23 protein-coding genes are annotated in these 26,478 nt (G+C 71.9%); 4 read left to right on the plus strand and 19 right to left on the minus strand.

Annotated features, from left to right (window positions below):
- Positions 1-20: 20 nt before the first annotated feature.
- The 11 genes from OG598_RS22425 to OG598_RS22475 all read right to left on the minus strand — a co-directional run bounded on the left by OG598_RS22425 (position 21) and on the right by OG598_RS22475 (position 9,808).
- Entirely contained in the window at positions 21-1,463 is a 1,443-nt protein-coding gene (locus tag OG598_RS22425; RefSeq protein WP_328650941.1) for a DUF58 domain-containing protein, read from the minus strand.
- Positions 1,463-2,470, minus strand: coding sequence for an AAA family ATPase (locus OG598_RS22430; protein ID WP_091394243.1), 1,008 nt, complete (start codon positions 2,468-2,470; stop codon positions 1,463-1,465). Before OG598_RS22430 ends, OG598_RS22425 begins: the two co-directional genes overlap by 1 nt.
- A complete protein-coding gene (locus tag OG598_RS22435; protein WP_328650942.1) occupies positions 2,470-3,054 on the minus strand; it encodes a hypothetical protein in 585 nt (194 codons plus the stop codon). Before OG598_RS22435 ends, OG598_RS22430 begins: the two co-directional genes overlap by 1 nt.
- A complete protein-coding gene (locus OG598_RS22440) occupies positions 3,051-3,836 on the minus strand; it encodes a DUF4129 domain-containing protein (protein ID WP_328650943.1) in 786 nt (261 codons plus the stop codon). The genes OG598_RS22435 and OG598_RS22440 overlap by 4 nt, the downstream gene beginning before the upstream one ends.
- Positions 3,837-3,858: 22 nt before the next feature.
- Entirely contained in the window at positions 3,859-4,572 is a 714-nt protein-coding gene (locus tag OG598_RS22445) for a uracil-DNA glycosylase (protein WP_328650944.1), read from the minus strand.
- Positions 4,573-4,591: 19 nt separating this feature from the next.
- A complete protein-coding gene (locus OG598_RS22450; protein WP_328650945.1) occupies positions 4,592-5,278 on the minus strand; it encodes a dienelactone hydrolase family protein in 687 nt (228 codons plus the stop codon).
- 199 nt (positions 5,279-5,477) lie between these two features.
- A complete protein-coding gene (locus OG598_RS22455; protein WP_328650946.1) occupies positions 5,478-6,071 on the minus strand; it encodes an LppU/SCO3897 family protein in 594 nt (197 codons plus the stop codon).
- Positions 6,072-6,201: 130 nt separating this feature from the next.
- The gene (locus OG598_RS22460) at positions 6,202-7,245 is read right to left on the minus strand and encodes an HAAS signaling domain-containing protein (RefSeq protein ID WP_328650947.1); all 1,044 of its coding nucleotides are present in this window, start codon (positions 7,243-7,245) and stop codon (positions 6,202-6,204) included.
- Positions 7,242-7,574, minus strand: a complete 333-nt coding sequence (locus tag OG598_RS22465) for a PadR family transcriptional regulator (protein WP_074316865.1) — start codon at positions 7,572-7,574, stop codon at positions 7,242-7,244. The genes OG598_RS22460 and OG598_RS22465 overlap by 4 nt, the downstream gene beginning before the upstream one ends.
- Positions 7,575-7,751: 177 nt before the next feature.
- A complete protein-coding gene (locus OG598_RS22470) occupies positions 7,752-8,681 on the minus strand; it encodes a Ppx/GppA phosphatase family protein (protein WP_328655406.1) in 930 nt (309 codons plus the stop codon).
- A gap of 119 nt (positions 8,682-8,800) precedes the next feature.
- Positions 8,801-9,808 (minus strand): ArsR/SmtB family transcription factor, encoded by a 1,008-nt coding sequence (locus OG598_RS22475; RefSeq protein WP_328650948.1) that lies wholly within the window; start codon positions 9,806-9,808, stop codon positions 8,801-8,803.
- Between the two features lie 96 nt (positions 9,809-9,904).
- On the opposite strand from OG598_RS22475, the gene OG598_RS22480 reads away from it, so the two are divergent.
- Positions 9,905-10,795, plus strand: coding sequence for an alpha/beta hydrolase family esterase (locus OG598_RS22480; RefSeq protein ID WP_328650949.1), 891 nt, complete (start codon positions 9,905-9,907; stop codon positions 10,793-10,795).
- 1 nt (position 10,796) lies between these two features.
- Here the strand turns inward: OG598_RS22480 and OG598_RS22485 are convergent, their stop codons facing one another.
- From OG598_RS22485 to eno, 4 genes are read right to left on the minus strand one after another with little or no spacing between them, the layout of a single operon-like run.
- Positions 10,797-11,333 (minus strand): amino-acid N-acetyltransferase, encoded by a 537-nt coding sequence (locus OG598_RS22485; protein ID WP_328650950.1) that lies wholly within the window; start codon positions 11,331-11,333, stop codon positions 10,797-10,799.
- On the minus strand, positions 11,330-11,887 hold the full coding sequence (locus tag OG598_RS22490; protein WP_328650951.1) for a DUF501 domain-containing protein: 558 nt from the start codon (positions 11,885-11,887) through the stop codon (positions 11,330-11,332). Before OG598_RS22490 ends, OG598_RS22485 begins: the two co-directional genes overlap by 4 nt.
- A 34-nt stretch (positions 11,888-11,921) precedes the next feature.
- Entirely contained in the window at positions 11,922-12,560 is a 639-nt protein-coding gene (locus OG598_RS22495) for an FtsB family cell division protein (protein ID WP_328655407.1), read from the minus strand.
- Positions 12,561-12,592: 32 nt separating this feature from the next.
- On the minus strand, positions 12,593-13,876 hold the full coding sequence (gene eno, locus OG598_RS22500) for a phosphopyruvate hydratase (protein ID WP_091394269.1): 1,284 nt from the start codon (positions 13,874-13,876) through the stop codon (positions 12,593-12,595).
- A 213-nt stretch (positions 13,877-14,089) separates the two neighbouring features.
- On the opposite strand from eno, the gene OG598_RS22505 reads away from it, so the two are divergent.
- Positions 14,090-14,785, plus strand: coding sequence for a hypothetical protein (locus OG598_RS22505; protein WP_328650952.1), 696 nt, complete (start codon positions 14,090-14,092; stop codon positions 14,783-14,785).
- Positions 14,786-14,877: 92 nt separating this feature from the next.
- Here OG598_RS22505 and OG598_RS22510 read toward each other — a convergent pair whose 3' ends face one another.
- The 4 genes from OG598_RS22510 to mfd form a co-directional block, all read right to left on the minus strand.
- Positions 14,878-16,497 carry a DUF885 domain-containing protein gene (locus OG598_RS22510; protein WP_328650953.1) on the minus strand — a complete coding sequence of 540 codons (1,620 nt, stop codon included), beginning with the start codon at positions 16,495-16,497 and terminating at the stop codon, positions 14,878-14,880.
- 107 nt (positions 16,498-16,604) lie between these two features.
- The gene (locus OG598_RS22515; protein ID WP_328650954.1) at positions 16,605-17,597 is read right to left on the minus strand and encodes a nucleoside triphosphate pyrophosphohydrolase; all 993 of its coding nucleotides are present in this window, start codon (positions 17,595-17,597) and stop codon (positions 16,605-16,607) included.
- Between the two features lie 2 nt (positions 17,598-17,599).
- Positions 17,600-18,352, minus strand: a complete 753-nt coding sequence (locus tag OG598_RS22520; protein ID WP_328650955.1) for a hypothetical protein — start codon at positions 18,350-18,352, stop codon at positions 17,600-17,602.
- Positions 18,353-18,468: 116 nt separating this feature from the next.
- Entirely contained in the window at positions 18,469-22,101 is a 3,633-nt protein-coding gene (mfd, locus tag OG598_RS22525) for a transcription-repair coupling factor (protein ID WP_328650956.1), read from the minus strand.
- 368 nt (positions 22,102-22,469) lie between these two features.
- Between mfd and OG598_RS22530 the strand changes: the two genes are divergently transcribed.
- Positions 22,470-23,519: a hypothetical protein gene (locus tag OG598_RS22530; protein ID WP_328650957.1), complete on the plus strand. Its 1,050-nt coding sequence runs from the start codon at positions 22,470-22,472 to the stop codon at positions 23,517-23,519.
- Positions 23,520-23,648: 129 nt separating this feature from the next.
- The gene (gene ppc, locus OG598_RS22535; protein WP_328650958.1) at positions 23,649-26,435 is read left to right on the plus strand and encodes a phosphoenolpyruvate carboxylase; all 2,787 of its coding nucleotides are present in this window, start codon (positions 23,649-23,651) and stop codon (positions 26,433-26,435) included.
- The last annotated feature ends 43 nt before the right edge of the window (positions 26,436-26,478 follow it).

Genomic DNA, 26,478 nt, shown 5'->3' on the forward strand with positions numbered 1-26,478 from the left:
CGCAAGCTCACTCCTCGCGCTCACCGGCCACCCACCCTTGGGGCCGTGGCCAACCGCGCCACGTCCCGCAACACCTGGTCCAGGCTGCCGGCACCGGCCCAGCGCACCACCGGTACGCCGTGCTCCCGGAGCTGCCCGATCATGATCTCCCGATCCAGGCGCCACAGCCGGTACGCCACCTCGGCCCAACCCCGGTCCTTCGGCGACGTCAGGTCGGTCGGCAGCGTGTCGACCGCCACCACGAACCGCCCACCACGGGCCAACCGGGCGAGCATCTGCGCCGACCGTTCGTCCAGCAGCGGGGTGAGCACCACCACCAACGCGTCCGAGGAGAGCAACTGCGGGCCGAAGACCTGGTCGTACGGTTCGTGCGCGGACGCGTGGACCCGGACGTCGAGCAACCACTCCAGGACGGTCAGGTACTGCCGCCGCCCGGCGGCCGGTCGGAGCCGGCGGGCGGCCGGCCCGTACTCCAGCAGCGAGACACGGTCACCGCGGTGCAGGTAGTGCTCGGCGATCGCGGCGGTGGCCCGGACCGTGGTGTCGAGCACCGAGGCTGCTCCGGCCACCCCACCGGAGCGGCCCGCCTCGGCGAGCACGTCGAGCAGCACCACCACCTCCGCGTCCCGGTCGGAAAGTGTGGCGGCCACGTGCAGCTGCCGGGCCCGCAACGAAACCCGCCAGTCGATCCGGCGCAGCCGGTCCCCGGGTGCGAAGACGCGTACGCCGGCAAGCTCGCCGCCCTCTCCGGGTCGGCGAGAGTGGTGCGCCCCGACCAGGCCGGCGGCGCGGGGCATCGCCTCGACCGCCTCGAACGGCTCGGTGCGGGGGTACACCCGCACCCGCTCCGGCTCGATGATCACCGCCCGGGAGACCAGCAGACCCCCGGCCGTGGCGACCCGGGCACCGGCGGGGCCGACCGGGTGCCGGCCCCAGCGCAGGGCCTTGCCGGCCAGCTCCAGGTCCACCGCGGCGCCGATCGGCACCGACGTCACGAACGGCCGGTCCGCCACGGAACGACGCCGGCCGTTGTCCTGCGCCGTCGCAGCGGTTTCCGTTGTGGCGCTCGGCTCCCCGCCGTCGACGGCCCCGTCACCGGTGAAGCCGGCCCGGTCGATCCGCAGCCACGGCGACACGCGGGTACGCATCACCACCAGGTCGTAGTCGACAGTGTCCGGGTTGCCGACGCTCACCGCCGCCGCCACGTCACCGCCCTCGACCAGCGGCCCACCGTCACCCCGGGTGATCCACACCTGTGGCAGCGCCGTGGGCCGTCGACGCAACGCGTACGCGGTGCCCAACGCGAACGGGGCGGCGAGCACGATGAGGTCCACCCGACCCAGCAGCACCCCGGCCACCAGCAGCAGGCCGGCGAGCAGCACCGCGCGGCCGAGCGCCGGGGTGGGTGCCCAGCCGGCAGCCGGTTCCGCTTCGGTGGCCGTCGGCACTGTCGGTCCGGTCATCAGTGCCGGGGCCCGCCGGCGGCGTAGCTGGGCAGCGCGCCACTGGCCGGGGCGGGAGTCGCCTCCAGCACCTCGCCCACCACGAACGCCGGGTCGACCCGGCGCAACCACATCTCCGGACGCAGGGTGATCCGGTGGGCCAGGGCGGGCGCCGCCACCGACTTGACGTCCTCCGGCACCACGTAGTCCCGTCCGCCGAACACCGCGCGGACCCGGGCCAGCAGCAGCAGCGCCAGCGAACCGCGAGGTGAGGCGCCGACCAGCACCGACGGGTGCTCCCGGGTGGCCGCGGTGAGCGACACGATGTATCGGCCGATGGAGTCCTCCACCACCACGTCCTCCAGGGCGGCCTGCATGGCACGCAGCGTCGCCGCGTCGACCACCGCCTTGATGTCCGCCTCCTCCCGGCGACGGCTCATCCGACGGCGCAGCACCTCCCACTCCTCTTCGTGCTGCGGGTAACCGAACGAGACCCGCAGCAGGAACCGGTCCAGCTGCGCCTCCGGCAGCGGGTAGGTGCCCTCGTACTCGATGGGGTTCGCGGTAGCCAGCACGTGGAACGGCTCGTCGAGCTTGTAGGTCACACCCTCGACCGACACCTGCTTCTCCTGCATCGCCTCCAGCAGCGCGGACTGGGTCTTCGGCGGCGTCCGGTTGATCTCGTCGGCGAGGAGCAGGTTGGTGAAGACCGGGCCGGCCCGGAAGGTGAAGTCGCCGTTGCGCTGGTCGTACAGGAAGGAGCCGGTGACGTCGGCGGGAAGCAGGTCGGGAGTGAACTGCAACCGACGGAAGTCCAACCCGAGGGCCTGGGCGAACGAACGGGCGGTGAGTGTCTTACCGAGCCCCGGCAGGTCCTCCAGGAGCACGTGCCCGCCCGCGAGGATGCCGGCGAGGACCAGCTCCAACGCGTCCCGTTTGCCGACCACGACGGTGCCGACCGCGTCCAGGACCGCCCGAGCCAGGTGCCCGACCTCGGCGGGGGCAATGCTCCGGTCCACGTCGTTCATCAGATGCTCTCCAGTTCGGCGACGATCGCCGCGAGGTCGCGCGGCGACGGGGTGCGGCGAGGCGGGGTCTCCAGGAACGTCCACAGGCGGTCACCCAGCAGGGCGCGAGCGCGGGCGGGATCCGACTCACGGGTGACACCGTGTTTCAGCCGCATCCGCTCGTCGGCCAGTTCACCGATCCGGGGCAGGACCACCTCGGTGAAGCGTTCGGTTCGGTTCGAGGACCAGTCCAGGGGCCGTTCCCACTGGTTGATCGCGCCACTCAGCGCGTCCCGGGCGCCCCAGTTGTAGCTGCCGTCCTCTTCGCCCGCGCCGGCCTGGCGAGCCGGCGGCGGCGGGGGTGGCGGCGCCAGCATGGCGGTGACCCGGCGGACCGCCAGCACGGCGAGCACCCCGGCGATCAGTACGGGCAGCGAGACCTGGAGGCCCACCGCGCGGAGGCCGACCAGCAGGACCGCTACCAACGCGGCGGCCCACGCGAGTGAGCGCAGCACCGGACGCCATCGCGACGGGCGCGCCCGCGGACCGGCCGGCGCGGCCTCCTCCTCGAACGCGAGCAGATCGTCGATGCTGGTGCTGCTCATGAGGTCACCACCGCGGTGAGCTCTCCGCGCAGCCGGCCGAGCGCGGCGCGGGCCTGGTCCCGGGTGCGTTCGCCGACCGGGTGGGTGGCGTACCGGGCCTCCCGGTAGACGTGCGCGAACTCGGCCAGCACGTCGGTGCTGGCGATGGCCGGCACGCCCGCCGCCGGGTCACCCTGCAACAGTCGGCTGACCAGGTCGGTGGGGGTGTCTCCGGCGAGCCTCGGCACACCGGCTGCGGCGGCGGTCTCCTCCAGGCGCACCCAGCAGGCGATCACCGCCACCCGGGGGTCGGTGTCCCGGTCGTCGAGCTCCACCAGGCCGGCGTCGAGGGCGGCGACCACCTCGCGGGCGGTGCCCTCGGCGGTACGGCGGGCCCGCTGCGCGGGTAGTGCCCGGGTGGTGCGGCGCAGCGCGCCCCGGATCAGGACCCAGCCGAGGTAACCGAGCGCGGCGAGGATGGCCAGCCCGAGCAGGACCACCGCCACGGTGCCGACCCACTGCGGGATGTGCGCCTGGGTGGCCTCGCCGGTGTCGCGGGGCTCGATCGGGATGGACGGCGATGGCTCAACTGTCGGGTACTCGGGAACCCAGGGCACGTTGTCCGCTGCCGGCGGGATGCGACTGGCCCCGATCGACGAGTGAGCGGACGCCAGCGCGGCACCGGCGAGCAGGGCGGCGACCGCGCCGACCGGCCACCACCGGCGGAGCAGGCCGAGCACCGGCCGCAGCACACCGGGATCGGCGGACGGTGCCGGTGTGGGCGGGCGTGTTCCGTCTGTCATCGCCACCACCCCACGCGTCGTCTCAGTCCACTCCGGCCAGCTGTTTAGCCTGGCCGAAGACGTCGTCCAACATCCCTGGTGTCAACCGCCCGGTGAAGGTGTTCTGCTGACTGACGTGGTAACAGCCGAGCAGGTCCGGGGCGTTCGTGCCGGACCAGTGTGCCCCATGCCCGAACGCCGGTCGCGGGCTGGGCGGGGGCTGCCCGTACACCGCGCGGAGCACCGGCCACCACGCGGCCCAGGCGAACGCGCCCAGCGCGACCACGACCCGCAGCGTGGGCCGGATCAGCGTGACCTCGCGGTGCAGCCAGGGTGCGCAGGTGTCCCGTTCCACCGGGGTCGGCTTGTTGTCCGGAGGCGCACACCGGACGGCCGAGAAGATCCGCAGGTCGCGCACCGTGAGCCCGTCGTCGGCGGCGACGCTGGTCGGCTGGTTGGCCAGCCCGGCCCGGTGCAGCGCGGCGAACAGCACGTCACCCGACCGGTCACCGGTGAAGATCCGGCCGGTGCGGTTGCCGCCGTGCGCGGCGGGCGCCAGCCCGAGGATCGCGATCCGGGCGTCACCGGTGCCGAGGCCCGGCACCGGCCGACCCCAGTACTCCTGGTCGCGGAAGGCGGCCCGGCGGGTGCGGGCGACCTCCTCCCGCCACTGGACCAGCCGCGGGCAGGCGAAACAGTCGCTCACCGCCGCGTCGAGGTCGGGCAGGTCGGTCGCCCGCGCTGCGCGGGCGACCACCTGTGCGGGGGTACGAGTCTCAGCCAAGCTTGGCCCGGAAGAGTTCCAGGGTGCGGGCCCAGGCGCTGGCGGCGGCGCGCTGGTCGAACGCCTCCGGCCGGTCGTCGTTGAAGAAGGCGTGCGAGGTGCCCGGGTAGTCGTAGAGGTGGCAGTCGCCGCCGGCCTCCTCGATGGCCCGCCGGGCGGTCTGTACGCCGTCGGTGGCCGAGGTGCCGTCCTCTTCGGAGCAGTGGATGACCGCTGCCTTGCCGGCGTAGTCGGCCCAGTCGGGGCGCATCGACTCCCAGGGCAGCACGGGATAGAAGCCGGCGGTCGCGACGATCCGCTCGGAGATGGTGGCCGACCAGAGGGCCAGGCTGCCACCGGCGCAGAAGCCCACGGCACCGACCTTACCGGTGACCTCGGGCCGCCCGGCGAGATAGTCGGCCGCTCCGGCGATGTCCTTCGCCGCCTCGTCCATCCGCATCGCCAGCAGGAGCCGCTGCGCCTCGTCCGGCTCGCTGGTCGTCTCACCGTGGTAGAAGTCCGGGGCGAGGGCGACGAAACCGGCCTCGGCGAACCGGTCCGCCACCGACCGGATGTGCGGGACCAGGCCCCACCATTCCTGGATGACGATGACGGCGGGGCTGGCCGTGCCGCTGGCGGGTATCGCGAGATACCCCTCGCTCGTGCCCCCGTTGCTGCGGTAGCTCACCATTTCGCCCATGGGCCGTCCTCCTAGCGGTCAGTCATCGTTGGCTGGTCGCCCAGTGGTCCTACGTGCCGGTAGCCTGCCACGCCACGCGGCCGTCGGGAAGACGCCGGAACAGTGGCATTCACCTCCTGTTCGCCCCCCGGTGACTCCGGGTACGCCGACGGCGGCGGGGTCTGTTCCCGCCGCCGTCGATGCCGAGCTGCCGCTGTGGTCAGACCTTCTTGGTCAGGCAGAGCACGTAGCCCGTCTTGCCCGGCTCGATGCTGGAGAAGATGTACCCCTCCTGGCCCTCCTTGAAGAACTGGGTGCAGGTGGTGTCGGCCTTGGCCTGCGCCTCGCTCTGGCCGTCCACCCGACCGACCACGTTGTACGCCGCGTCGGTGGAGGTGCACTCGACGACCTTGGCGCCGTCGACCTCCTCCTGCTCGGTGCCGGTGACCTCGGGCAGCTCGGCGATGCAGTCGCCGGTCTTGGCGGCTGCCGTCTCGTCCTTGTTGAAGTAGTTGCCGATCGCCGAGGCGACGCCGAACTTCAGGCCGGCGATGACGACGACGGCGAGGATCGCACCGACGATGCCGATGGCCTTCTTCGCACCGGACTTCTCCGCCTTCGGCTCGGTCGCCGGCGGCGTCTCGGTGGCCGGCTGCTGCTCGGCGGCCGGCTCCGACTCGGCCGGCTGCTGCTGCGGCGTCTCGACGGCCGACTCCGGCTTGGCCTGCTGCGGCGCGGCCGCTTGCGGCGTCTCGACGGCCGGCTCAGGGGTTGCGGCGTCGGGCGCGGGGGGCGGTGCGACCTGCTCTGGCACGGTGGTTCCTTCCGAGGGGTTGATGAGCAGACGACACCGTAACGATCATTGATTTCCGGTGCCGTCCCGCTCGCCTCGTCCGTTCAGCTATTTCCCAGCTTCATCAGCATGATCCAGTTCACACCGTGGTTCAGCGCGTCGGGGTGGGGGTTGGCGTTCCGCTCGGCGGCAGGCCGGTGGCCGTACCGGTCGGCAGCGGGGTCCCGGTCTCCCCGGGTGTGCCGCTCGGATCCGGTGTGCCGCTCGGATCGGGTGTACTGGTCGGGTCCGGCGTGCTGGTCGGGTCCGACGTACTGGTCGGTGACGCGGGCGGGAGGGGCGCGCCCGGTGCGCGCGGCACGAAGGGCGCCTGCTCCGGGCAGTACGGGTACGCCTGAAGCACCTGCTTTTCATAGGCCCCGTCCAAGCAGTCCGGGTAGCCGAGCCGGATCGGGTTGCCGTTCTGGTCGAAGAGCCGGGCGTTCTCCACCAGGCGACCCTCGCTGTCGTAGACGAAGACGTCCCGGACCCGGTCGTACTGGCTGTCGACAGCGGTCTGGTCGTAGCCGTAGTCGCCGTAGCGCATCCGGTCCTCGGCCTGGATCAGCGCGGCGAACGCGAAGACCACAAGCACCACGCTGGCGACCTGCACCACAGAGCGCGGCCAGCGGGTCAACTGGGCCGAACGGCGACCGATCCAGATGGAGCCGAGCACGAAGCCGATCAGCATGATCAGCCCGGCGAGCAGCTCACCGCCGAACCTCGGCAGTAGCCCGAACTCGCCCCCGGTGGTGATCACCGTGACCAGCATCGCCGCCAGATAACCGCGCAGCACCCACCAGGCCGGGCGCAGCAGTCGGAGGAAATCGCTGGCCGTCTCGTACCCCAGGGGTGGGCCGAGACGGGTGTCCAGGGTGCGCAGCCGGCCGCGCACCCGGGCCATCGCGCTCGCCACCCGCTGGTCGAGGTTGCGCCCGCTGCCCGGCGCGGCGCCCGCTGCGGCGCGCAGCTCGGCGGCGTAGGTCTCGGGCTCGCCCAACCGCTCGACCAGGGTGCCCTCGGCCTCGGCGGCGACCTCGGTGAGATGGTCGGCGAGATCCTCGGTCAGCTCGTCGCGCTGCCCGGGCGGCAGGTCGGCCAGAGCGGCCCGGACCCGCGCCACATAGTCGGTGATCTCCTGCTCCGCGACGGTCATGCCGCCATCCCCCGATCGTCGAGCAGACTGTCCATTGTGGTGGCGAACGAGCGCCAGAGCTTGCCGGAGCGGGTCAGTTGGTCACGCCCCGCGGCGTTGAGTGAGTAGTACTTGCGGTGCGGCCCGGATTCGCTCGGCACGACGTAGGTGGTGAGCAGGCCGGCGGCGAAGAGGCGGCGCAGCGTCCCGTAGACCGAGGCGTCACCGACCTCCTCCAGGCCGGCCTCGCGCAGCCGGCGCAGGATGTCGTAACCGTAACCGTCCTCCTCTCGGAGCACGGCCAGGACGGCCAGATCAAGCACGCCCTTCAACAACTGTGTGGTGTCCACGCACTGCACACTACTGCGTAATGCGAAGTAGCGTCAACGGATTCGCCGCGACACGCACGGCACACGGCGCTCGGCATGGCGATCGACTCGGTTTTCAGGAAGTCGGGGCATCCACGCTGCCCGGACACCGCGACGTCAATGAAGGCGAGTTGATCAAGCTCGCTGGCGCGCTGTGGCTTACTGGACGCTCCAGGCGATGCCGTCGAGGATGTCGTGCTCCGAAGCGACCACCGACGGCATCCCGGCCCGCTCCATGATCACGCGAAGCACCAGCGCACCGGCGCCGATCACGTCGGCGCGACCCGGGTGCATCACCGGGTTCGCCAACCGCTGCGCACGGGTCTGACCCAGCAGCTCCGCTGTCACCCGGGCGACCTCCTCGTACGACACCCGGGCGTGGTGGATGCGCTCCGGGTCGTACTTTCGCAGGCCCTGCGCGAGCGCGACCACAGTGGTGACCGAGCCGGCGAGGCCGACCAGGGTTGCCGCCTCGCGACCGGGCACCACGGCGAGCGCCCGGTCCACCACCGCAGCGATGTCGGCCTGCGCTGCCGCGACCTGCTCGGCCGTCGGCGGGTCACCGGGCAGGTGCCGCTCGGTCATCCGGACGCAGCCGATGTCCACCGAGATCGCCGACCGCACCCCGGCGGCCCGGTCACCGACCACGAACTCGGTCGAACCACCACCGATGTCGACGACCAGGAACGGCTCCTTCGCGTCGGCAGGCAGCCCGCGCACCGCGCCCGTGAACGACAGCCGAGCCTCCTCGTCGCCGCTGACCACCTCGGGCGCGACACCGAGGGTGGCCTGCACCATCTCGGTGAAGTCGGCGGCGTTGGCGGCATCGCGGGAGGCCGAGGTGGCACACATCCGCACCCGCTGCGCGCCCAGCTTCTCGATGTCGGCGGCGTACGACGCCAACGCCACCCTGGTCCGCTCGATCGCCTCCGGCGCCAGTCGGCCGGTGCGGTCCACGCCCTGCCCCAACCGGACGATCTCCATCCGCCGGGTCAGGTCGACCAGCGGCGCCTGCGGCCCGGCCGAGGCGTCGGGCAGGTCGGCGACCAGCAGTCGGATCGAGTTGGTCCCGCAGTCGATGGCCGCCACACGCGTCGTCACCCCGCAACCCTACGACAGCCCACCGGCGGTGCCTGCCTGGCGGGCCGAGCGGGCGGCAGCCGACCTGGCAGGCCGGTCGCCCTACTGAGCCCGATGACTACCAGGCATCAAAATGACTCAGGGGCATCACGCTCAACAGGACGACCAGCACCCAACAGCTCCGCGCCGAGCGAGGTCAGGTGATGTCGGACGGCCCCACCCTCCCGTTCGCTGGTCACCAGACCGGCGGTCCGCAGCGCGCTGGCGTGTTCCGAGGCCGAGGAGAGACTGATCCCGACCGCCCGGGACAACACGGTGGTGGTCAACCCCCCGTCGGTCGCCAGTCGGCGCAGCACCAGCGCCCGGGTGACACCGAGCAGCCGACCGAGGGCACCGTCGTCGGCGGGAGCCCCGCGCACGGGCATGACCACCGGGTAGACCAGCAGGATCGGGTAACCCTGCTCGACGAGCACCCGGGGCCGCGGCCCGGCCAACGGGGAGGGCAGCAGGATGATCCCGTGGCCGGTGCCGGGGAGATCGCCGTCCCACCACGTCCGTATCTCCAGCACCGGCTCCCGCCACCGGATCCCCGGGTGCAGACCGGCGAAGAGGCTGGCCAGGCCATGCTGCGCCAGCCGCTGGCTGGCAGACGTCACCTGCTGACGGTACGCGGACACCAGCTCGGCCCAGTGCGGTTCGAGCACCGCGTCGAACCAGGTCCGCACGGCCCCGCCGAACAGGTCCAGCACCTCCGGGTCGGCCGCCGCGAACCGCCGCCGCAGCGGGCTGGCCGACGTGTCCGCGTACGCCAGGGTGACCTCGGCGCGTACCCGCCGCGCCGGGGTTGCCCGGATCGCCTCCAGCCCGGCCTCCACCGACTCCAGGCCGTCGAAGGGAGTGACGAAGTCCGGCAGACGTCCCCGGTGGGGCAGCAGATGCCGCAGGACCGCTGTGGCAGCCTGGGCGGCAGCAGTGCCCTCGGCCGCCGCCACCCGCTCGGCCAGGGTCGGCGCCATCGCCGCGACAGTGGGATCGCGCAGCCACTGACCAGCCAGCAGCGCGATCCCGACCGGATGCAGCCGATCGGCGAACCGCACCCGGCACAGGTCGGCCGACCCGAGCTGGAGGCGAAGCATGGCAACAGCCTGCCTGCCTTCGCCCAGGACCGAAAGGGTTGATCCGCAGCTGAATGATCTCCAGTGTGGACAGCGGGTCGACGGGGGGTGGCCGGCGTGCGGCGAACAGTGGCGGTGTTGACGGGGCTCTGCCTCATGGTCGTTGCCGCAGCTTGTGGTGAGCGGGGGCAACCCTCGTCGGCCCCACCAGCCTCACCGTCCGCGTCGAGCGAACGACCGGCGGCCGGTGACCACCAGCTCACCCTTCACCACAACGGGCTCGACCGCACCTACCTGCTGCACGCGCCGCCGGGGTACGACCCGGGCAGACCCTCCGCGCTGGTCATCGCGCTGCACTTCTATCCCGGCCTCGGATCCTCGATGCGGGAGTTGGCGGGCCTGGACGCCAAGGCCGACAAGGACAACGTGCTGGTCGCCTACCCCGACGGGCAGGGCGGCGGCTTCAACGCGCTGATCTGCTGCGGCAGCGCGGACGACGTCGGCTTCCTCAACGCCCTCACCGACCATCTGGTGCAGACCTGGCACGCGGACCCGAACCGGGTGTTCCTCACCGGCATCTCGAACGGCGGCGACATGAGCTTCCGGGCGGCGGTGGAGAGCACTGGCAAGTACGCCGCGATCGGGGTGGTCAGCGGTGGATACAGCGGAAACTTGACCACCGCCGACAGTTACGTGCCGAAGAGCCCGGTCTCCGTGATCACCTTCATCGGCGGCCAGGACCGCTACGCCTCGACCTTCCAGGCCGGCATGCGGACCTGGCAGCAGCGGGTCAGCTGCCGGCCGAGCCCGAAGGCTTCCGGGGTGCCGGGTGTGACGCACACGGTGGCGGGCTGCGCGGACGGCAGCGCGGTCAGCGTCTACACGATCGCCGACATGGGCCACAGTTGGCCGGGAGCGACAACGGGCCAACTCGCCGCATCCTCCGCGGGGCTGTCCGCCACCGACCTGATGTGGGAGTTCTTCGCCGCCCACCCCCGCAAGACCTGACCTACAGGCGCAGCAGCATCCGGGTGTTGCCGAGCGTGTTCGGCTTGACCCGCTCCAGGTCCAGGAACTCCGCGACACCCTCGTCGTACGAGCGCAGCAGTTGCTCGTAGACCGGCTGCGGCACCGGAGCACCGTCGATCTCCTGAAAGCCGAACGCGCCGAAGAACTGCGTCTCGAAGGTGAGCACGAAGATCCGCGCCACCCCCAACTCCCGGGCCGCGTCGATCAGCTCGCCCACCAGCCGGTGCCCGATCCGCCGGCCCCGACAGACCGGGTCCACCGCGACCGTACGGATCTCGGCCAGGTCCTCCCACATGACGTGCAGCGCACCGCAACCCACCACGACGTCGTCCTCGGCCCGGACCGCGACCCGGAACTCCTGCACCTGCTCGAAGAGGGTGACTGTCGCCTTGCTCAGCAGCCGCCGGTCGTTGGTGTAGGTGTCGACGAGTCGTCGGATGCCCCGCACGTCCCCGGTGCGGGCCCGCCGTACCAGAATCTGACCCTCGGGTGCCTCGGACCCGGCCTGCGTGCTCATTCGGCCGCCGGCACGTCCACGCACGGCCCCGCCGCCCACCAGGGCTCGACCAGGGCCAACGTCTCGTCACCGAACGGGTTCACACCGGGGCCGGCGCCCAGCGCGTGACCCAGGTGCACGTGCAGGCACTTCACCCGGCCCGGCATCCCGCCGGCCGAAATGCCGGCGATCTCCGGCACCTCACCGATCGCCTCGCGGCGGGCGAGATAGTCCTCGTGCGCGGCACGGTAGTGGGCGGCCAACTCCGGATCCGTCGTCAGCCGGTCCGCCATCTCCTTCATCAGCCCCGCCGACTCCAGTCGGCTGCACGCAGCGGTGGCCCGGGGGCAGGTCAGGTAGTAGAGCGTCGGGAACGGGGTGCCGTCGGCAAGGCGGGGGGTCGTCTCCACCACGTCGGGAAGGCCACACGGGCACCGGTGGGCCACCGCCCGGGTACCCCGGGGCGTTCGGCCGAGTTGCGCGGCCACCGCGGCCAGGTCGGCCTCGGTGGCCGGCTCGCGCTGCGGCAGGGGAACGGAATCCGCCGCCGGCTCCGACGGTGGTACGACAGTCACGGTGCCCATCTCTCCTGGTGTGCTGGTCGGTGGATCACTGGCCCGGCTGCTGGCTGTCCGCAGCCCGCACGCTCGACCAGAGCGTGTCGTACCAGGTCGACGGCCCGGCCGGGGCGGCCGAACCGGCCGACTTCCCGGCGTCCCGGGCGGCGCCCTCCGGGTCGTGCAGCACCACCATCATCTTCTCGCCCGGCTCGCCCATGAAAAAGCGCTCGCGAGCCTGCGTCTTGATGTACTCGTCGTCTTTCCAATTGGCGGCCTCGGCGGCGAGCTTCGCGATCTCCCGCTCCTGCACCGCCTGGGCCGCCTCCATCCGCTCGATGTCGGCCTGCTGGTCCAGGTAGACCCGGACCGGATAGGTGTAGGCCAGAGCGAGCGCGATCAGCACCGCGAACAGCACTGTGGCCCGGCCTGTGAAGCGACGGGGGTGGGGTGCGGCGAGCCGCTTCACCACACCGGCGGCAGCGGTACGCCGAGCGGCGGCGGGACGATTCGCGGAACGAACGCCTTCGGTGCCGCGGGCAGCACCCGGCGCGCGACCGGCGGCGCGCGGCTCGGCGCGTACGCCGGCCTCCCGGACCGATCCCCGCGTGGCCCGCCCGCCGCCCGGCCGACCGGACTGACCCGGCCGGCGGGCGGGACGCTGACCACCCGGTGTGCGGCGCTGCTGCATCGTCACACCCCTCCCCCGAGGCTTCGTGCGTCTCAGGCCGAACGGTAGCGCGGGAACGCGCCAGCGCCGGCGTAGCGCGCCGCGTCGGCCAGCTCCTCCTCGATCCGGAGCAGCTGGTTGTACTTGGCGACACGGTCCGAGCGGGCCGGGGCGCCGGTCTTGATCTGGCCGCAGCCGGTGGCCACCGCCAGGTCGGCGATGGTGGTGTCCTCGGTCTCGCCGGAGCGGTGGCTCATCATGCACTTGAAGCCGGCCCGGTGGGCCAGGTCCACCGCGTCCAGGGTCTCGGTCAGCGAGCCGATCTGGTTGACCTTGACGAGAACCGCGTTGGCCGCCTTCTCCGCGATGCCGCGGGCGATGCGCTGCGGGTTGGTCACGAACAGGTCGTCACCGACGATCTGCACCCGGTCGCCGATCGAGGCGGTCAGCGTCTGCCAGCCGCTCCAGTCGTCCTCGGCCAGCGGGTCCTCGATCGACACGATCGGGTACTCGTCGGCCAGCTTCGTGTAGTAGGTGCTCATCTCCTCGGCGGACTTCGCGGCACCCTCGAACGTGTAGGTGCCGTTGTCGAAGAACTCCGTGGCCGCCACGTCGAGCGCGAACACGATGTCGGTGCCGAGCCGGTAACCGGCCTTCTCGACCGCCTCGGCGATCAGGTCCAGGGCCGCCGCGTTCGTCGGCAGGTTCGGCGCGAAGCCACCCTCGTCGCCGAGCCCGGTGGAGAGGCCCTTCTTCTTCAGGACCGACTTCAGCGCGTGGTAGACCTCCGCGCCCGAGCGCAGCGCCTCACGGAAGGTGGGCGCGCCGATCGGCGCGATCATGAACTCCTGGATGTCGACGTTCGAGTCGGCGTGCGCGCCACCGTTGAGGATGTTCATCATCGGCACGGGCAGGAGGTGCGCGTTCGGGCCGCCCAGGTAGCGGAAGAGGCTCAGCTCGGCGCTGCCGGCAGCGGCCTTCGCCACCGCCAGGGAGACCCCGAGGATGGCGTTCGCGCCCAGCTCCGACTTGCTCTCCGTGCCGTCGATGTCGAGCATCTTCTGGTCGATCAGCCGCTGCTCGCTGGCCTCGTACCCGATGATCTGGTCGACGATCTTGTCTTCGACGTTGGAGACCGCCTTCTCCACGCCCTTGCCCTGGTAGCGGTCGGCGTCACCGTCGCGCAGCTCGATCGCCTCGAAGGCGCCGGTGGAGGCGCCGGAGGGCACGGCGGCGCGGGCTACCGTGCCGTCGTCCAGACCGACCTCGACCTCGACCGTCGGGTTGCCCCGCGAGTCGAGAATCTCCCGGGCGACGATTCCCTCGATGGTTGCCACTAAGTCGCTCCTCGTTGTTGTGATCCGGTCCGTGGGTGGGCCGCGACGGTGCGGCTGAGGCAGGTGTTGAACGCAGCGTATCGGGCGGCGCGAACGGGCACGGCGTCGCCCGCGCACCCGGGTCACCCCGCGTTGACGGACATTCCCGGATTTCCGGGCGTCAACCGGCAACGGGTTTGCGCTGCGCGGACCAGATCCACCAGGCTGGTCGCCATGCCCGCCGCCTCGACCACCCTCCGCATGCTCGCCGTGTCGGTCATCGCGTCGCTCACGGTCACCGGCTGTCAGACATTCGAGGACGCCGGAGTCGCCATGGGCCGCTCGGAACTCGTCAACGACCTCGCCGCCCGGCTCGATCGGGCACTGGAGTTGACCTACTCGGCCGACTACCAGTTGCCCGGCGGCCAGCGCGCCGCGATCGTGCAGGCGCAGGACCCGGCGCGATCCACGTACACCTATCCGGGCGGGCGACTCACCGTCACCCCGGAGGCCATCACCAGGTGCACGACGACCGGCGCCCGCCCGCAGTGCACGCTGATCACCCCGCCCACCCCGGGCAGCAAGCCCACGGTGACGCTGTTCGGCGAGGCCAACCAGCAGGGCCTCGTCACGCCGCCGGTGGTGGTCGGGCTGCTCACCGCCGCCGCGCTCGACCCACAGGCGGTGATCAAGCAGAGTGACACCACAGTCGCAGGGCACCACGCCGCCTGCGTCGCGGTGGAGAGCTCGTCGTCCGGCGACTTCAGCGCCTGCGTGACCACCGAGGGCGTGCTCGGCAGCTTCACCGGGCCGGTCGACGGCAAGCCGATGGAGCTGGCACTGAGCAACTACTCCGCGACCGTCGACGAGGGCGCGTTCGAACCGCCCGCCGGCGCCGACGTCGTCGACCGCCGCCCCGGCGGCCCGTGACCGATCCACCGGCCGAGCCACCTCGCGCTGGCTCATCGACGCTACGGTGACCGCCGGGCGGCGCTGAAACCCGCGCGGCCCGGCGTCTCGCCTCAGAGACCGAGCAGGGTGCGCAGGTGGCGTGGGGGCGGGCAGTCGTGGGCGAGCATCGCGTCGTGCCAGTCGCGGACCGACACCCCGTCCGGGCGGGCGGCGGCGATCTCGGCCACCTCGCTGTACCCGACGAAGTAGGTGGAGAGCTGGGTGGAGGTCAGTTGGGCGCGCCGCCACTTGCCGGCCGCCTCGCCCTCCTCCTGGAAGCCGCGCCCGGTCATCAACGCCATCGCCTCGGCCTCGGGCAGGTCCTCGGCGTGCACCAACTGGTCGAGCAACGCGTTGATGGTCATCCGTAGTTGCATCTTGAGCTGCTGCAACCGCACCGGCAGGCCGCCGAAGCCGAGCCCCGTCATCACCTCCTCCGCGTAGACCGCCCAGCCCTCGATGAACGGGCCGGACTCGGCCAACGCGCGAACCCGCGTCCCACCGACGTAGCGGCGGGCGTGGGCGAGCTGGAGGAAGTGCCCCGGCATCGCCTCGTGCACCGTCAGGTTGCGGATCATGTGGTCGTTGTACTCGCGGTAGAACGACTCGACCCGCTGCGCCGGCCAGTCCGACGGAGTGGGCGCGATGCAGTAGAAGGTCGGCACGACGGCGGTCTCCAGCGGGCCGGGCGCGTCGCAGTACGCCACAGCGACCCCCCTGGCGAACTCCGGCATCTCCTGGATCACGCATCGGTCGTCGACCACTGTGACCAGGTCGTGTGCGCGGACGAAGTCGGTCGCCTCGTCCAGTGTCACCCCGGCCAGCTCGACGATCGTCGCGTCGTTCGGGTGCTCGGCGGCGAGCAGGTCCAACGCCCGACGTACTGTCGCGTCGTCGGCCGGACCACCGACCAGCTCGACGGCGGCCTCGCGGATCTCCGCGGTGACCCGGTCCAGGTTGGCCCAGGCGCGACGCTGGATCTCGGCGGCGCCCAACTCGGTGTCGAGGGTGTGCCAGAGCCGGGCCTCCCAGCGGCGCCGGCCCAGTCGAGGGTCACGGCCCGGGCCGGCGTCGGCAGCCAGGCCGGCGCGCAGCCAGGCCACGAACTCCTCCAGCGCGGCGATCGCGGCGGTGGCCGCCGGCTCGACCCGGTCGAGGTGGCCCGGCGCCTGGGCGAGCAACGCCGGCAGCTCGTCGCGGATCAGCGCGGCCGTGCCGGTGAACTGCCCGACCGCCGTCTCGGCGTGGATGCGCGGCATGTCCCGAAGCGTCGCACGGGCGGTGGCGAGGGCGTCCGGTACGGCGGCGAGCCGGCCGGCCAGTTGGGTCAGCCGCACGTCCGCCGGGGCGTACGGGCGGGCCAGCAGCGGGTGCAGCAGTGGGCCAGGGTTGTGCCGCAGCGGATCCCACTCGTGCGAGCGGATCTCGGTCAGCTCGAACAGCTCCCGGTCCACGAATGAGGTGAGCAGCGCGTGGTCGACCTGCTCGTCGACGTCGAGCGAGTCGGGGTCCAGTTCGGACAGTGCGTTGGCCGCGTCGGAGAGCATCGCCCGATCGGCGGTCAACCCGTCGGCGGACAGGTCCGGCAGCCTGTCGTCGAACCGGTGGTCCCCGGCGGCGGTGGCAACCCCCGGCCGCGACTCCAGTAAAGCCTCGACAACCCGCTCAGCCAGCACCCCAAACGCTTCCACCGCACCACCCTACCGACCGCTGTGCGCTCCGCCGCCGGTTTCACCCACCCCGTCGATCATGAAGTTGTTGCCATCCGCCTCGGCGTGTCGGAGCAACAACTTCATGATCACCGTGGGGTGGCGGGTGGGGGTGGGGGTTCGGCTTTGCGGATGGCTTCGACGTGGGCGAGGGTGGTGCGGCGCAGGGCCGCTTCGGGGTCTACGCCCGCCTCGCGGGCCGCGGCGACCCTCGCCAGGAGGTCGGCTCCGAGTCTTGCCTCGGCATCCGCCTGGGTGTCGGCCGGTGGGAGCGGGACGTCGATGCCTCTGCGGGCCGCGCGGTCCAGGATCTGCGTTGCCAGGGCCAGCGCGGGCTGACTCAGGGCAACGCCGTCCAACACCGAGTGCCGCGCCTTCTCCGCGCGCTTGATCCGCTCCCAGTTCTCGGTGATCTCCTCCAAGGTGCCCGCCTCGGCACCGGCGAAGACGTGCGGATTACGCCGGATCATCTTGTCGACCAGACCACCGGCCACGTCGTCGATGGTCCACCGCTCGTCCTCGGGCAACTCCTCGGCGAGCCGCGCGTGCAGCACCACCTGCAACAACACGTCGCCCAACTCCTCGCGCAGCGCGTCGGTGTCGTCGGCGCTGATGGCGTCGTACGCCTCGTAGCTCTCCTCCAGCAGATAACCGGCGAGGCTGCGGTGCGTCTGCGCCCGCTTCCACGGGTCGCCACCAGGAGAGGCCAGTCGATCCAGTACGGCCACCGCGTCGAGCAGTCGGGCACCCGGCGGATCCCACGAGCCGTACATCAGCTCCATCTCGGCCAACCCCGGCTGCCGGGCCAGCCGCAGACCCAACTCGCGAGCCAACGCCTCGTCACCCGCCGGACCGGCCAGCCACACCACGGTGCCGTGCGTCGCCACCGCGTCCAGCAACGGCTGCGTCGCCGGACCGTCCACCACAGTGACCTCGGCGCCCGCCTGGCGCACGGCCGTGGTCAACTCGCTGTCCGCGCCGGTCAACACCGGGTGCTGGCGTACGACGTCCCAGGCTGCGGCCGTCAACAGGCCGGCGGGCAACCGGGGTGAGGTGACCAGGAGGACGATCCGTGCCGTCATGCTCAGCTGGCCGTGCCCTCGGCCTCCGGAGTCCCGGTCGGCCCCTCCGGGGTGGAAATGTCGGTGACCGCGTCGGAGCCCGGCTCACCCAACGGCACGCTCACCGCGGGTGCGTCATCGGCGAAGCTGAGCAGCGGGAACTCGAGCGGACGGTACCGAGGGCTGACGGTGACGTCGTAACGACCGACCGCCTCGGCCAGGATCCGCTTGGTCGCCAGCGCGCCGCGTAGCTGCTCGCCGTCGAGCTGCTGGGCGGCGGCCTCATCGGTCACCTCGGCGGGGATCTTGCCGGCCGCACGCCCGGCGGCGATCACGTCGGCGAGCTCCTCCTTGGTCGGCTCGACCGGCTCGGTCGGCAACCCGGACAGGCAGGTGAAGAACTTCGCCACCTCCCGCACGTGCCCGGTCTCCGGGTCGAGGCTGAGCTGCTGGGCGGCCTGCTCGGCCGTCACCTGGCCGCGCGGCTGGTAGTTCTTCTCGGCGGAAAGCTTCTCGCACACCTTGGTCAGCACCATGGCCCGAACCACGTCGGCCACCTTGGGCAGGGTCGGTTGCGGCGCCCCGGGCTGCCCACTGGCGGAGGATTCCGGCACCGGGTTCTTCGTCCGCAGGTCCTTCATCGCGGTGGTGACCTGAACGTCGGTGATGCGCTGGTCACCGACGTAAGCGGCGATACCAGGCTCAGCACGGCAACCGGAGAGGGCGACGAGGCCGAGCGCCACAGTGGCGACGGCGGCAAGACGGCGAGCACGCATAGCCGTCACTCTCTCACGCCGTCACCCGGGGTTGTGACACCCCCCACCTCCGCTCATCCCACGACCAGCGACGGCGTCGACGCGCGACCGCCCCTGGTCCAGAGCACACCGCCGGCTCAGGCGCTCGCGGCGACGGCGAGTGGGGCGGGGGCACCGAGCACATCGGAGAGCAGTTGCGCGCACCACTGGAGCAGCGCCTGGTCACGCAGCGGCTCGCCACCGATCCGACGAGTGGTCGGTCGGGGCACGCTGACCTGGTCGGTGGCCTGCTTGTAGACGGCATCCGGGTGGTAGCGCTTGAGGCGCATCTGCTTCGAGTCCGGCAACGGCAGCGGGCCGAACCGTACGTGCTTGCCCTGCATGGACACGTCGGACAGGCCGTAGCGGCGGGCCAGCAGACGGAACCGGGCCACCTCCACCAGGTTCTGCACCGGAGCCGGCGGCTCGCCGTACCGGTCGGTCATCTCGGCGATCACCTCGCCCAGCCGCTCCTCGTCGCGCGCCTCGGCGAGCTTGCGGTACATCTCCAGGCGCAGCCGCTCCACGCTCACGTAGTCGTGTGGCAGGTGCGCGTCGATCGGCAGATCGATCTTGACATCGGTCTCCTCCTCCGGACGCTCACCCTTGAACGCGGAGACCGCCTCGCCGACCATCCGCACGTACAGGTCGAAGCCGACGCCCTCGATGTGCCCGGACTGCTCGCCACCGAGCAGGTTGCCGGCGCCCCGGATCTCCAGGTCCTTCATCGCCACGTACATGCCGGCGCCCAACTCGGTGTGCTGGGCGATGGTCGCCAGCCGCTCGTGGGCGTGCTCGGTGAGCGGCTTCTCCGGCGGGTAGAGGAAGTAGGCGTACGCCCGCTCCCGGCCCCGGCCGACCCGGCCCCGGATCTGGTGCAGCTGGGCCAGGCCCAACAGGTCGGCCCGCTCCACGATCAACGTGTTGGCGTTCGGGATGTCGATGCCCGACTCGACGATCGTGGTACAGACCAGGACGTCGAACTCCTTCTCCCAGAAGCCGACCATGACCTTCTCCAGGGCGTCCTCACCCATCTGGCCGTGCGCCACCGCGACCCGCGCCTCGGGCACCAACTCCCGCAGCCGCCGTGCCGCCCGGTCGATCGACTCGACCCGGTTGTGCAGGTAGAAGACCTGGCCGTCGCGGAGCAGCTCACGGTGGATGGACGCGGCCACCTGCCGGTCGTCCTGCGCGCCGACGAAGGTGAGCACCGGGTGCCGCTCCTCCGGCGGGGTGGCGATGGTGGACATCTCCCGGATGCCGGTGATCGCCATCTCCAGGGTGCGCGGGATCGGGGTGGCCGACATGCTGAGCACGTCGACCGACGCGCGCAGCGTCTTCAGGTGCTCCTTGTGCTCGACACCGAAGCGCTGCTCCTCGTCGACGATCACCAGACCCAGCTGCTTGAAGCGGGTCGCCGTCTGCAACAGCCGGTGCGTACCGATGACGATGTCGACGGTGCCGTCGGCGACCATCTCCATCGTCCGCTCGGTCTCCTTCGCCGTCTGGAACCGGGACAGCTGCCGGATCTCGACCGGGAACTGGCTCATCCGCTCGGCGAACGTGTTGTAGTGCTGCTGAACCAGCAGGGTGGTCGGCACCAGCACCGCCACCTGCTTGCCGTCCTGCACCGCCTTGAACGCCGCCCGGACCGCGATCTCGGTCTTGCCGTAGCCGACGTCACCGCAGATCAGCCGGTCCATCGGGACGGTCTGCTCCATGTCCCGCTTGACCTCGTCGATCGCGGCGAGCTGGTCCGGCGTCTCCTGCCACGGGAAGGCGTCCTCCAGCTCGCGCTGCCACGGCGTGTCCGGGCCGAACGAGTGCCCCTTGGACGCCTTGCGGGCGGCGTAGAGCTGGATGAGCTGCGCGGCGATCTCCCGGACCGCCTTGCGGGCCCGGGCCTTGGACTTCTGCCAGTCCGAGCCGCCCATCTTGTGCAGGGTCGGCTGCTCGCCGCCCACGTAACGGGAGAGCTGGTCGAGCTGGTCGGTCGGGACGAACAACCGGTCCCCGGGCTGGCCCCGCTTGCTGGCCGCGTACTCGATGACCAGGTATTCCCGGCTGGCGCCGTTGACGGTGCGCTGCACCAGTTCGACGTAGCGGCCGATGCCGTGCTGCTCGTGCACCACGTGGTCGCCGGTCTTCAACTCCAGCGGGTCGATGGTGTTGCGCCGCCGACTCGGCATCTTGCGCATGTCCCGCGTCGAGGTGCCCCGACCGCCTGTCACGTCATTGCCGGTGAGCAGCACGAAGCGGGACGCCTCGTCGACGAACCCGCTGCTCAGCGCACCACAGGTGACCACCAGCTCGCCGGGGACGGGTGCGGTCGGCACCTCCTCGGTCAACCGGGCACCCAGGCCGGCGTCGCGCAGCACCTCGACCGCCCGCTGGGCGGGGCCGTGCCCCTCGAAGACCAGCGCGATCGACCAACCCTCGCCGGCCCAGCGCTTGAGGTCCTCGACGACCCGCGAGGTCTCGCCGTGATAGAGCGGCGCCGGTTGGGCGGACAGGGTCACCGCGATGGCGTCGTCCGGAGTGACGGCGGCCTGCTCGGGCGCGTCCTCCCAGGGCTGCCGTGCCTCGGCGGTCTCCCCCTCGACCAATCCGAACGGGGACAGCGTCCACCACGGCTGGCCGAGCCTGCCCGCGGCGGCGCGTACCTCGCCGAGGGTGCGGAAGGCGGCGGCGCCGACGTCCACCGGGGCCTGGCCGCCGACCGCTGCGGCGGCCCAGCTGGCCTGCAGGAACTCCTCCGACGTACGGACCAGGTCGTGGGCCCGCGTGCGGATCCGCTCCGGGTCGCAGAGCAGGACGTGGGTGCCGGCCGGCATGGCGTCCAGCAGCAACTCCAGTGAGTCGGGGCCGACCAACACCGGAGCGAGGGACTCCATCCCCTCCACCGGGATGCCCTCGGCCAGCTTGTCGAGGATCTCGGCCAGCTCGGGGTGCTGCTCGGCGAGCGCGGCGGCCCGGTCGCGGACCGCCGGGGTGAGCAGCAGCTCGCGGCAGGGCGGCGCCCAGAGCAGCGGAACCTGCTCGATGGTCCGCTGGTCGGCGACGGCGAAGGTGCGGATCTCCTCCACCTCGTCGCCCCAGAACTCGACCCGGGACGGGTGCTCGTCGGTGGGCGGGAAGACGTCCAGGATCCCGCCGCGCACCGCGAACTCGCCGCGCTTGGTGACCAGGTCGACCCGCGCGTACGCCATGTCGATCAACCGGCGGGCGACCTCTTCCAGGTCGGCCTCCTCGCCGGCGGCGAGCTGCACCGGCTCCAGATCGCCGAGCCCCTTCAGCTGCGGCTGAAGCAGCGAACGGACCGGGGCCACCACCACTCGCAGGGGCCCGGTGCCGCCGTGCGCGTCGGTCGCCTCCGGGTGCGCCAACCGGCGCAGCACGGCCAGCCGCCGGCCGACAGTGTCGGAGCGGGGAGACAGCCGCTCGTGCGGCAGCGTCTCCCAGGAGGGGAAGACCACCACCTGCTCGGCCGGCAGCAACCCGCCCAGCGCGGCGGCCAGGTCGTCGGCCTCCCGGGTGGTGGCGGTCACCGCCAGCACCGGTCGCCCGGCGCCGTCGTTGTCCGCGGCGACCGCCGCGACGGCGAACGGGCGCAGCGCCGCCGGGGCGGTGATGTCGAGGCCGTCGACCTGGGCGGCACCGGAGCGCGCCAGGTCACGCGCCCGGGTCAACCCGGGGTCGGACAGGGCTGCGGTGAACAGACCGGTGAGCAAGGGGATCCTTCCCGGGGAGTCGACGCACACGACGGCGGCCCCTCGTCCAGCCGGACGGGGGGTGCACGACGACAAGCCTATCCCCGTCCGCCGACACACACCCCCTTCCGCCGAGGTCCACGCCGCGCGCGTCACCCACGCCCCACGCCCGGCGCCCCGGTGCTCCACGCCAAGATCGTGCTCGAACCAGGATGTAGTGGCCTGAGCGGCGCACCGATGCCACTACTTCCTGGATGTTGCGCGCTCCTGCCGGGTCGAGGCCGGCGCCGCCGCCAGGGATCTTGACCGCCGGCTGATCTCTGCCGGGCCGCGGGGGCGGCGAAGTGGTTCCGCCCTGCGGGCCGCAAAACGGACCATAGGCTAACAACGTGGACAACGGACCGCGCGGCACAGCCCGCGACTGGGCGCCGCGCAGCATCGGACTGCTCGTCGGCACCCTCGTGCTGGCCACGGCGTTCATCGCGGCCTACGTCGGCGCGCTGCACAAGCCCACCCCCCGCGACGTGCCGATCGGCGTCGTTGCCAGCGACCAACGCGCCCGGGCCACGCTCGACGCCGTGCGCGACCAGACCAACATCCTCAAACCCATCGGGTACGACGACCCGGCCGCCGCCGAGCACGGGCTGCTCAGCCGCGCGGTGTACGCCGTACTCAGCACCGGACCCGACAACGGCCTGCTCCTCACCGTGGCGAGCGCCTCCGGCCCCTCGGCCACCAGCGCGATCAAGGAGGTCCTCGGCACCGCCACCACCCGCACCGGCACCCCGCTCCAGATCGTCGACGAGGTGCCGGTCACAGCGGCCGACCCGCGCGGGGTGGTGCCCTTCTACCTGAACGTCGGGTACGTGCTCGGCGGCTACCTCGCCTCGACAGTGCTCGGGATATCCGCCGGCACCACCCCCCGAACGGCGCGACGGGCCGGACTACGCATCGCCGCCCTGGCTGTCTACAGCGTGCTGCTCGGCATCGCCGGCGCGGTGGTGGTCGGGCCCGTCCTGGACATCTGGCACCACGACGTGCCGACGATCGCCGCCATCGGCGCGCTGGCCGTCTTCGCCGCCGCCATGTTCGCCAGCGCCATCCAGGGCTGGCTCGGCGTCGCGGGCACCGCGCTGGTCATCCTGCTGCTTGTGGTGCTCGGCAACCCGGGGTCCGGCGGCATCTACGCGCCCGAGTTCCTGCCCGGGGTGTTGCGCGGCATGCACCGCTGGAACATCCCCGGGCTCGCCAACGACCTGACCAAGGCCGCCGTGTACTTCGACTGGCGGTCGGCCGGCTGGCCGGCATTCGCCCTCGGGATCTGGACGGTGGTCGGAGCGCTCGGACTGGTCAGCGCGAGCCTGGTCCGGGGTCGGGCCGCCCCCTCCGGGCCCGGAAAGACCCGCTCCGGGCCCTCGCCGGACCGCGACGGTGGTTGAGATCACCCCGGAAAACACCCTCCGCAGGGCAGTGGATCACCAGGGGGCCCTCCAGACATCCCCTGCGCGCGGATACCATCCAGTAAGTCGGACAGCGCTGTCCTTCGTATCCACGTAAGGGAGCGCATCGTGACCGACCAGCACGACCACGACGGCCCGGACGCCGCACTGCGCGCCGACATTCGCCGACTCGGCACCCTGCTCGGCCAGACCCTGGCACGCCAGGAGGGTCGCCCGCTGCTCGACCTCGTCGAGGAGATCCGCGCCCAGGTCCGCTCCGACGCCCCGGCGGCCGCCCAACGCCTCGGCGGCCTCGACGTCACCACAGGCACCAAACTGGCCCGCGCCTTCTCCACCTACTTCCACCTGGCCAACATCACCGAGCAGGTGCACCGTGCACGGGACCTGCGCCGCCGCCGCGCGGTGCAGGGCGGCTGGCTGGACCAGGCCGCCAAGATGATCGCCGAGCGCGGGGTGCCGGCCGAGGAGATCGCCAACGCGGCTCGCCGGCTGGCGGTGCGACCGGTCTTCACCGCGCACCCGACCGAGGCGGCCCGTCGCTCGATCCTGTCGAAGCTGCGGGCGATCGCCGACGAGTTGGACACCGAGACCGCCAACGCGATCCTCTACGGCGCCAGCGACGAGGGCCCGGCCAACCGCCGGCTGGCCGAGTTGTTGGACCTGATGTGGCAGACCGACGAGCTGCGGCTCGACCGGCCGGACCCGACCGACGAGGCCCGCAACGCGATCTACTACCTGCGCGACCTGTACGCCGAGGCGGCCCCGCAGGTGCTCGACGACCTGGCCGACACGTTGCGCACGCTCGGTGTGGAGACCTCACCGACGGCCCGGCCGCTGAGCTTCGGCACCTGGATCGGCGGCGACCGCGACGGCAACCCGTTCGTCACCCCGGCGGTCACCCGCGAGGTGCTGACCATTCAGCACGAGCACGGCATCGCGGCCACCGAGAAGGCGATGGACCACCTGATCAACGAGGTCTCGGTGTCGCGCCGACTGCGCGGGGTCTCCCTGGACCTCTCGGCCAGCCTCGCCACCGACCTGGACGCGCTGCCCGAGGTGGCGCAGCGCTTCCGCCGGGTCAACGCGGAGGAGCCGTACCGGCTCAAGGCACGCTGCGTGAAGGCGAAGCTCGCCAACACCCGCCTCAGGTTGCGCCAGGGCACCGCACACGTGCCGGGCCGGGACTACCGGGGCTCAGCCGAGCTGATCGCCGACCTGGACCTGCTGCGCGCCTCGCTGGCCCGCAACTCCGGGCAGCTCACCGCGGTCGGCCGGCTGGCCTCCACCATCCGTACGGTTTCCGCGTTCGGCCTGCACCTGGCCACCATGGACGTCCGGGAGCACGCCGAGGCGCACCACGCGGTGCTCGCGCAGCTCTACGAGGCGGTCGGCGAGGTCTCCGACTACCCCGCGCTGACCCGGCTGGAACGCACCAAGCTGCTCGCCGACGAGCTGACCGGCCGCCGCCCGCTGTCGACAGTCGACACGTCGCTGTCCGAGCCGGCCCGCAAGACGTTCGACGTGTTCAGCACCATCCGGGAGGCACAGGACCGGTTCGGCGCCGAGGTGATCGAGTCGTACATCATCTCGATGACCCTGGGTGTCGACGACGTGCTGGCCGCCGTGGTGCTGGCCCGCGAGGCCGGCCTGGTGGACGTGCACAGCGGGCGGGCCCGGGTCGGGTTCGTTCCGCTCCTGGAGACCCCGGCCGAGCTGAACTCCGGCGGCGAACTCCTCGACGAGCTGCTGTCGCTGCCCGCGTACCGGGCGCTGGTGACCGCGCGGGGCGACGTGCAGGAGGTCATGCTCGGCTACTCCGACTCGAACAAGGAAGCCGGGATCACCACCAGCCAGTGGTCGATCCACCGGGCGCAGCGCGCGCTGCGCGACGTGGCCGCCCGGCACGGTGTGCACCTGCGGCTCTTCCACGGCCGGGGCGGCACTGTCGGGCGCGGCGGCGGGCCGACGCACGAGGCGATCCTGGCGCAGCCGTACGGCACCATGGACGGCGCGATCAAGGTGACCGAGCAGGGCGAGGTGATCTCCGACAAGTACACCCTGCCCTCGCTGGCCCGGGAGAACCTGGAGCTCACCCTCGCCGCGGTGCTCCAGGCGACACTGCTGCACACCGCACCCCGGCAGCCGGCCGAGATGTTGGAGCGCTGGGACGCGACGATGGACGTGGTCTCCGAGTCGGCGTTCCGGTCCTACCGGTCGCTCGTCGAGGACCCGGACCTGCCCGCGTACTTCTGGGCGTCCACCCCCACCGAGCTGCTCGGCGCGCTGAACATCGGCTCCCGGCCGGCGAAGCGCCCGAACACCGGCGCCGGGCTGTCCGGGCTGCGGGCCATCCCGTGGGTGTTCGGCTGGACGCAGACCCGGCAGATCGTGCCGGGCTGGTTCGGCGTCGGCTCCGGGCTGGCCGCCGCCCGCGAGGCCGGTCTGGCGGACGTGCTGGCCGAGATGCACCGCAACTGGCACTTCTTCCGCACGTTCCTGTCGAACGTCGAGATGATGTTGACCAAGACCGACCTGAGCATCGCCCGCCGCTACGTCGAGACGCTGGTGCCGAAGAAGCTGCACCCGATCTTCGAGCAGATCGAGCAGGAGTACGAGCTCACCAAGCGGGAGGTGCTGGCGGTGACCGCCTCACCGGCCCTGCTGGAGAACTCGCCGGTGCTCCAGCGCACCCTCGCCGTCCGCGACACCTACCTGGAGCCGCTGCACCATCTCCAGGTGGCGCTGCTGCGGCAGTACCGGGAGTCGGGCGCGGCCGGGCGGGCGATCGCCACCGCACCGGGCGGCCGACGCGCACCGAGCGACGGCACCGCCCTGGAACGCGCGCTGCTCACCACCGTGAACGGCATCGCCGCCGGGATGCGCAACACCGGCTGATCGACAGGTACGAGAACGGGCCCCGGTCGCTGCGACCGGGGCC

The sequence above is a fragment of the Micromonospora sp. NBC_00330 genome, from assembly GCF_036136635.1.
Lineage (GTDB): Bacteria > Actinomycetota > Actinomycetes > Mycobacteriales > Micromonosporaceae > Micromonospora > Micromonospora salmantinae.

Bases quoted from the DNA above. Each gene is read 5' to 3' on its own strand.
- OG598_RS22460 (WP_328650947.1), bottom strand. From the start codon at position 7,245: ATGACCGTCGCGGAGCAGGAGATCACCGACTATGTGGCGCGGGTCCGG.
- OG598_RS22440 (WP_328650943.1), bottom strand. From the start codon at position 3,836: ATGACAGACGGAACACGCCCGCCCACACCGGCACCGTCCGCCGATCCC.
- OG598_RS22425 (WP_328650941.1), bottom strand. From the start codon at position 1,463: ATGACCGGACCGACAGTGCCGACGGCCACCGAAGCGGAACCGGCTGCC.
- OG598_RS22475 (WP_328650948.1), bottom strand. From the start codon at position 9,808: ATGCTTCGCCTCCAGCTCGGGTCGGCCGACCTGTGCCGGGTGCGGTTC.
- OG598_RS22520 (WP_328650955.1), bottom strand. From the start codon at position 18,352: ATGCGTGCTCGCCGTCTTGCCGCCGTCGCCACTGTGGCGCTCGGCCTC.
- OG598_RS22485 (WP_328650950.1), bottom strand. From the start codon at position 11,333: ATGAGCACGCAGGCCGGGTCCGAGGCACCCGAGGGTCAGATTCTGGTA.
- OG598_RS22450 (WP_328650945.1), bottom strand. From the start codon at position 5,278: ATGGGCGAAATGGTGAGCTACCGCAGCAACGGGGGCACGAGCGAGGGG.
- OG598_RS22430 (WP_091394243.1), bottom strand. From the start codon at position 2,470: ATGAACGACGTGGACCGGAGCATTGCCCCCGCCGAGGTCGGGCACCTG.
- OG598_RS22515 (WP_328650954.1), bottom strand. From the start codon at position 17,597: ATGACGGCACGGATCGTCCTCCTGGTCACCTCACCCCGGTTGCCCGCC.
- OG598_RS22505 (WP_328650952.1), top strand. From the start codon at position 14,090: ATGCCCGCCGCCTCGACCACCCTCCGCATGCTCGCCGTGTCGGTCATC.
- OG598_RS22495 (WP_328655407.1), bottom strand. From the start codon at position 12,560: ATGCAGCAGCGCCGCACACCGGGTGGTCAGCGTCCCGCCCGCCGGCCG.
- OG598_RS22435 (WP_328650942.1), bottom strand. From the start codon at position 3,054: ATGAGCAGCACCAGCATCGACGATCTGCTCGCGTTCGAGGAGGAGGCC.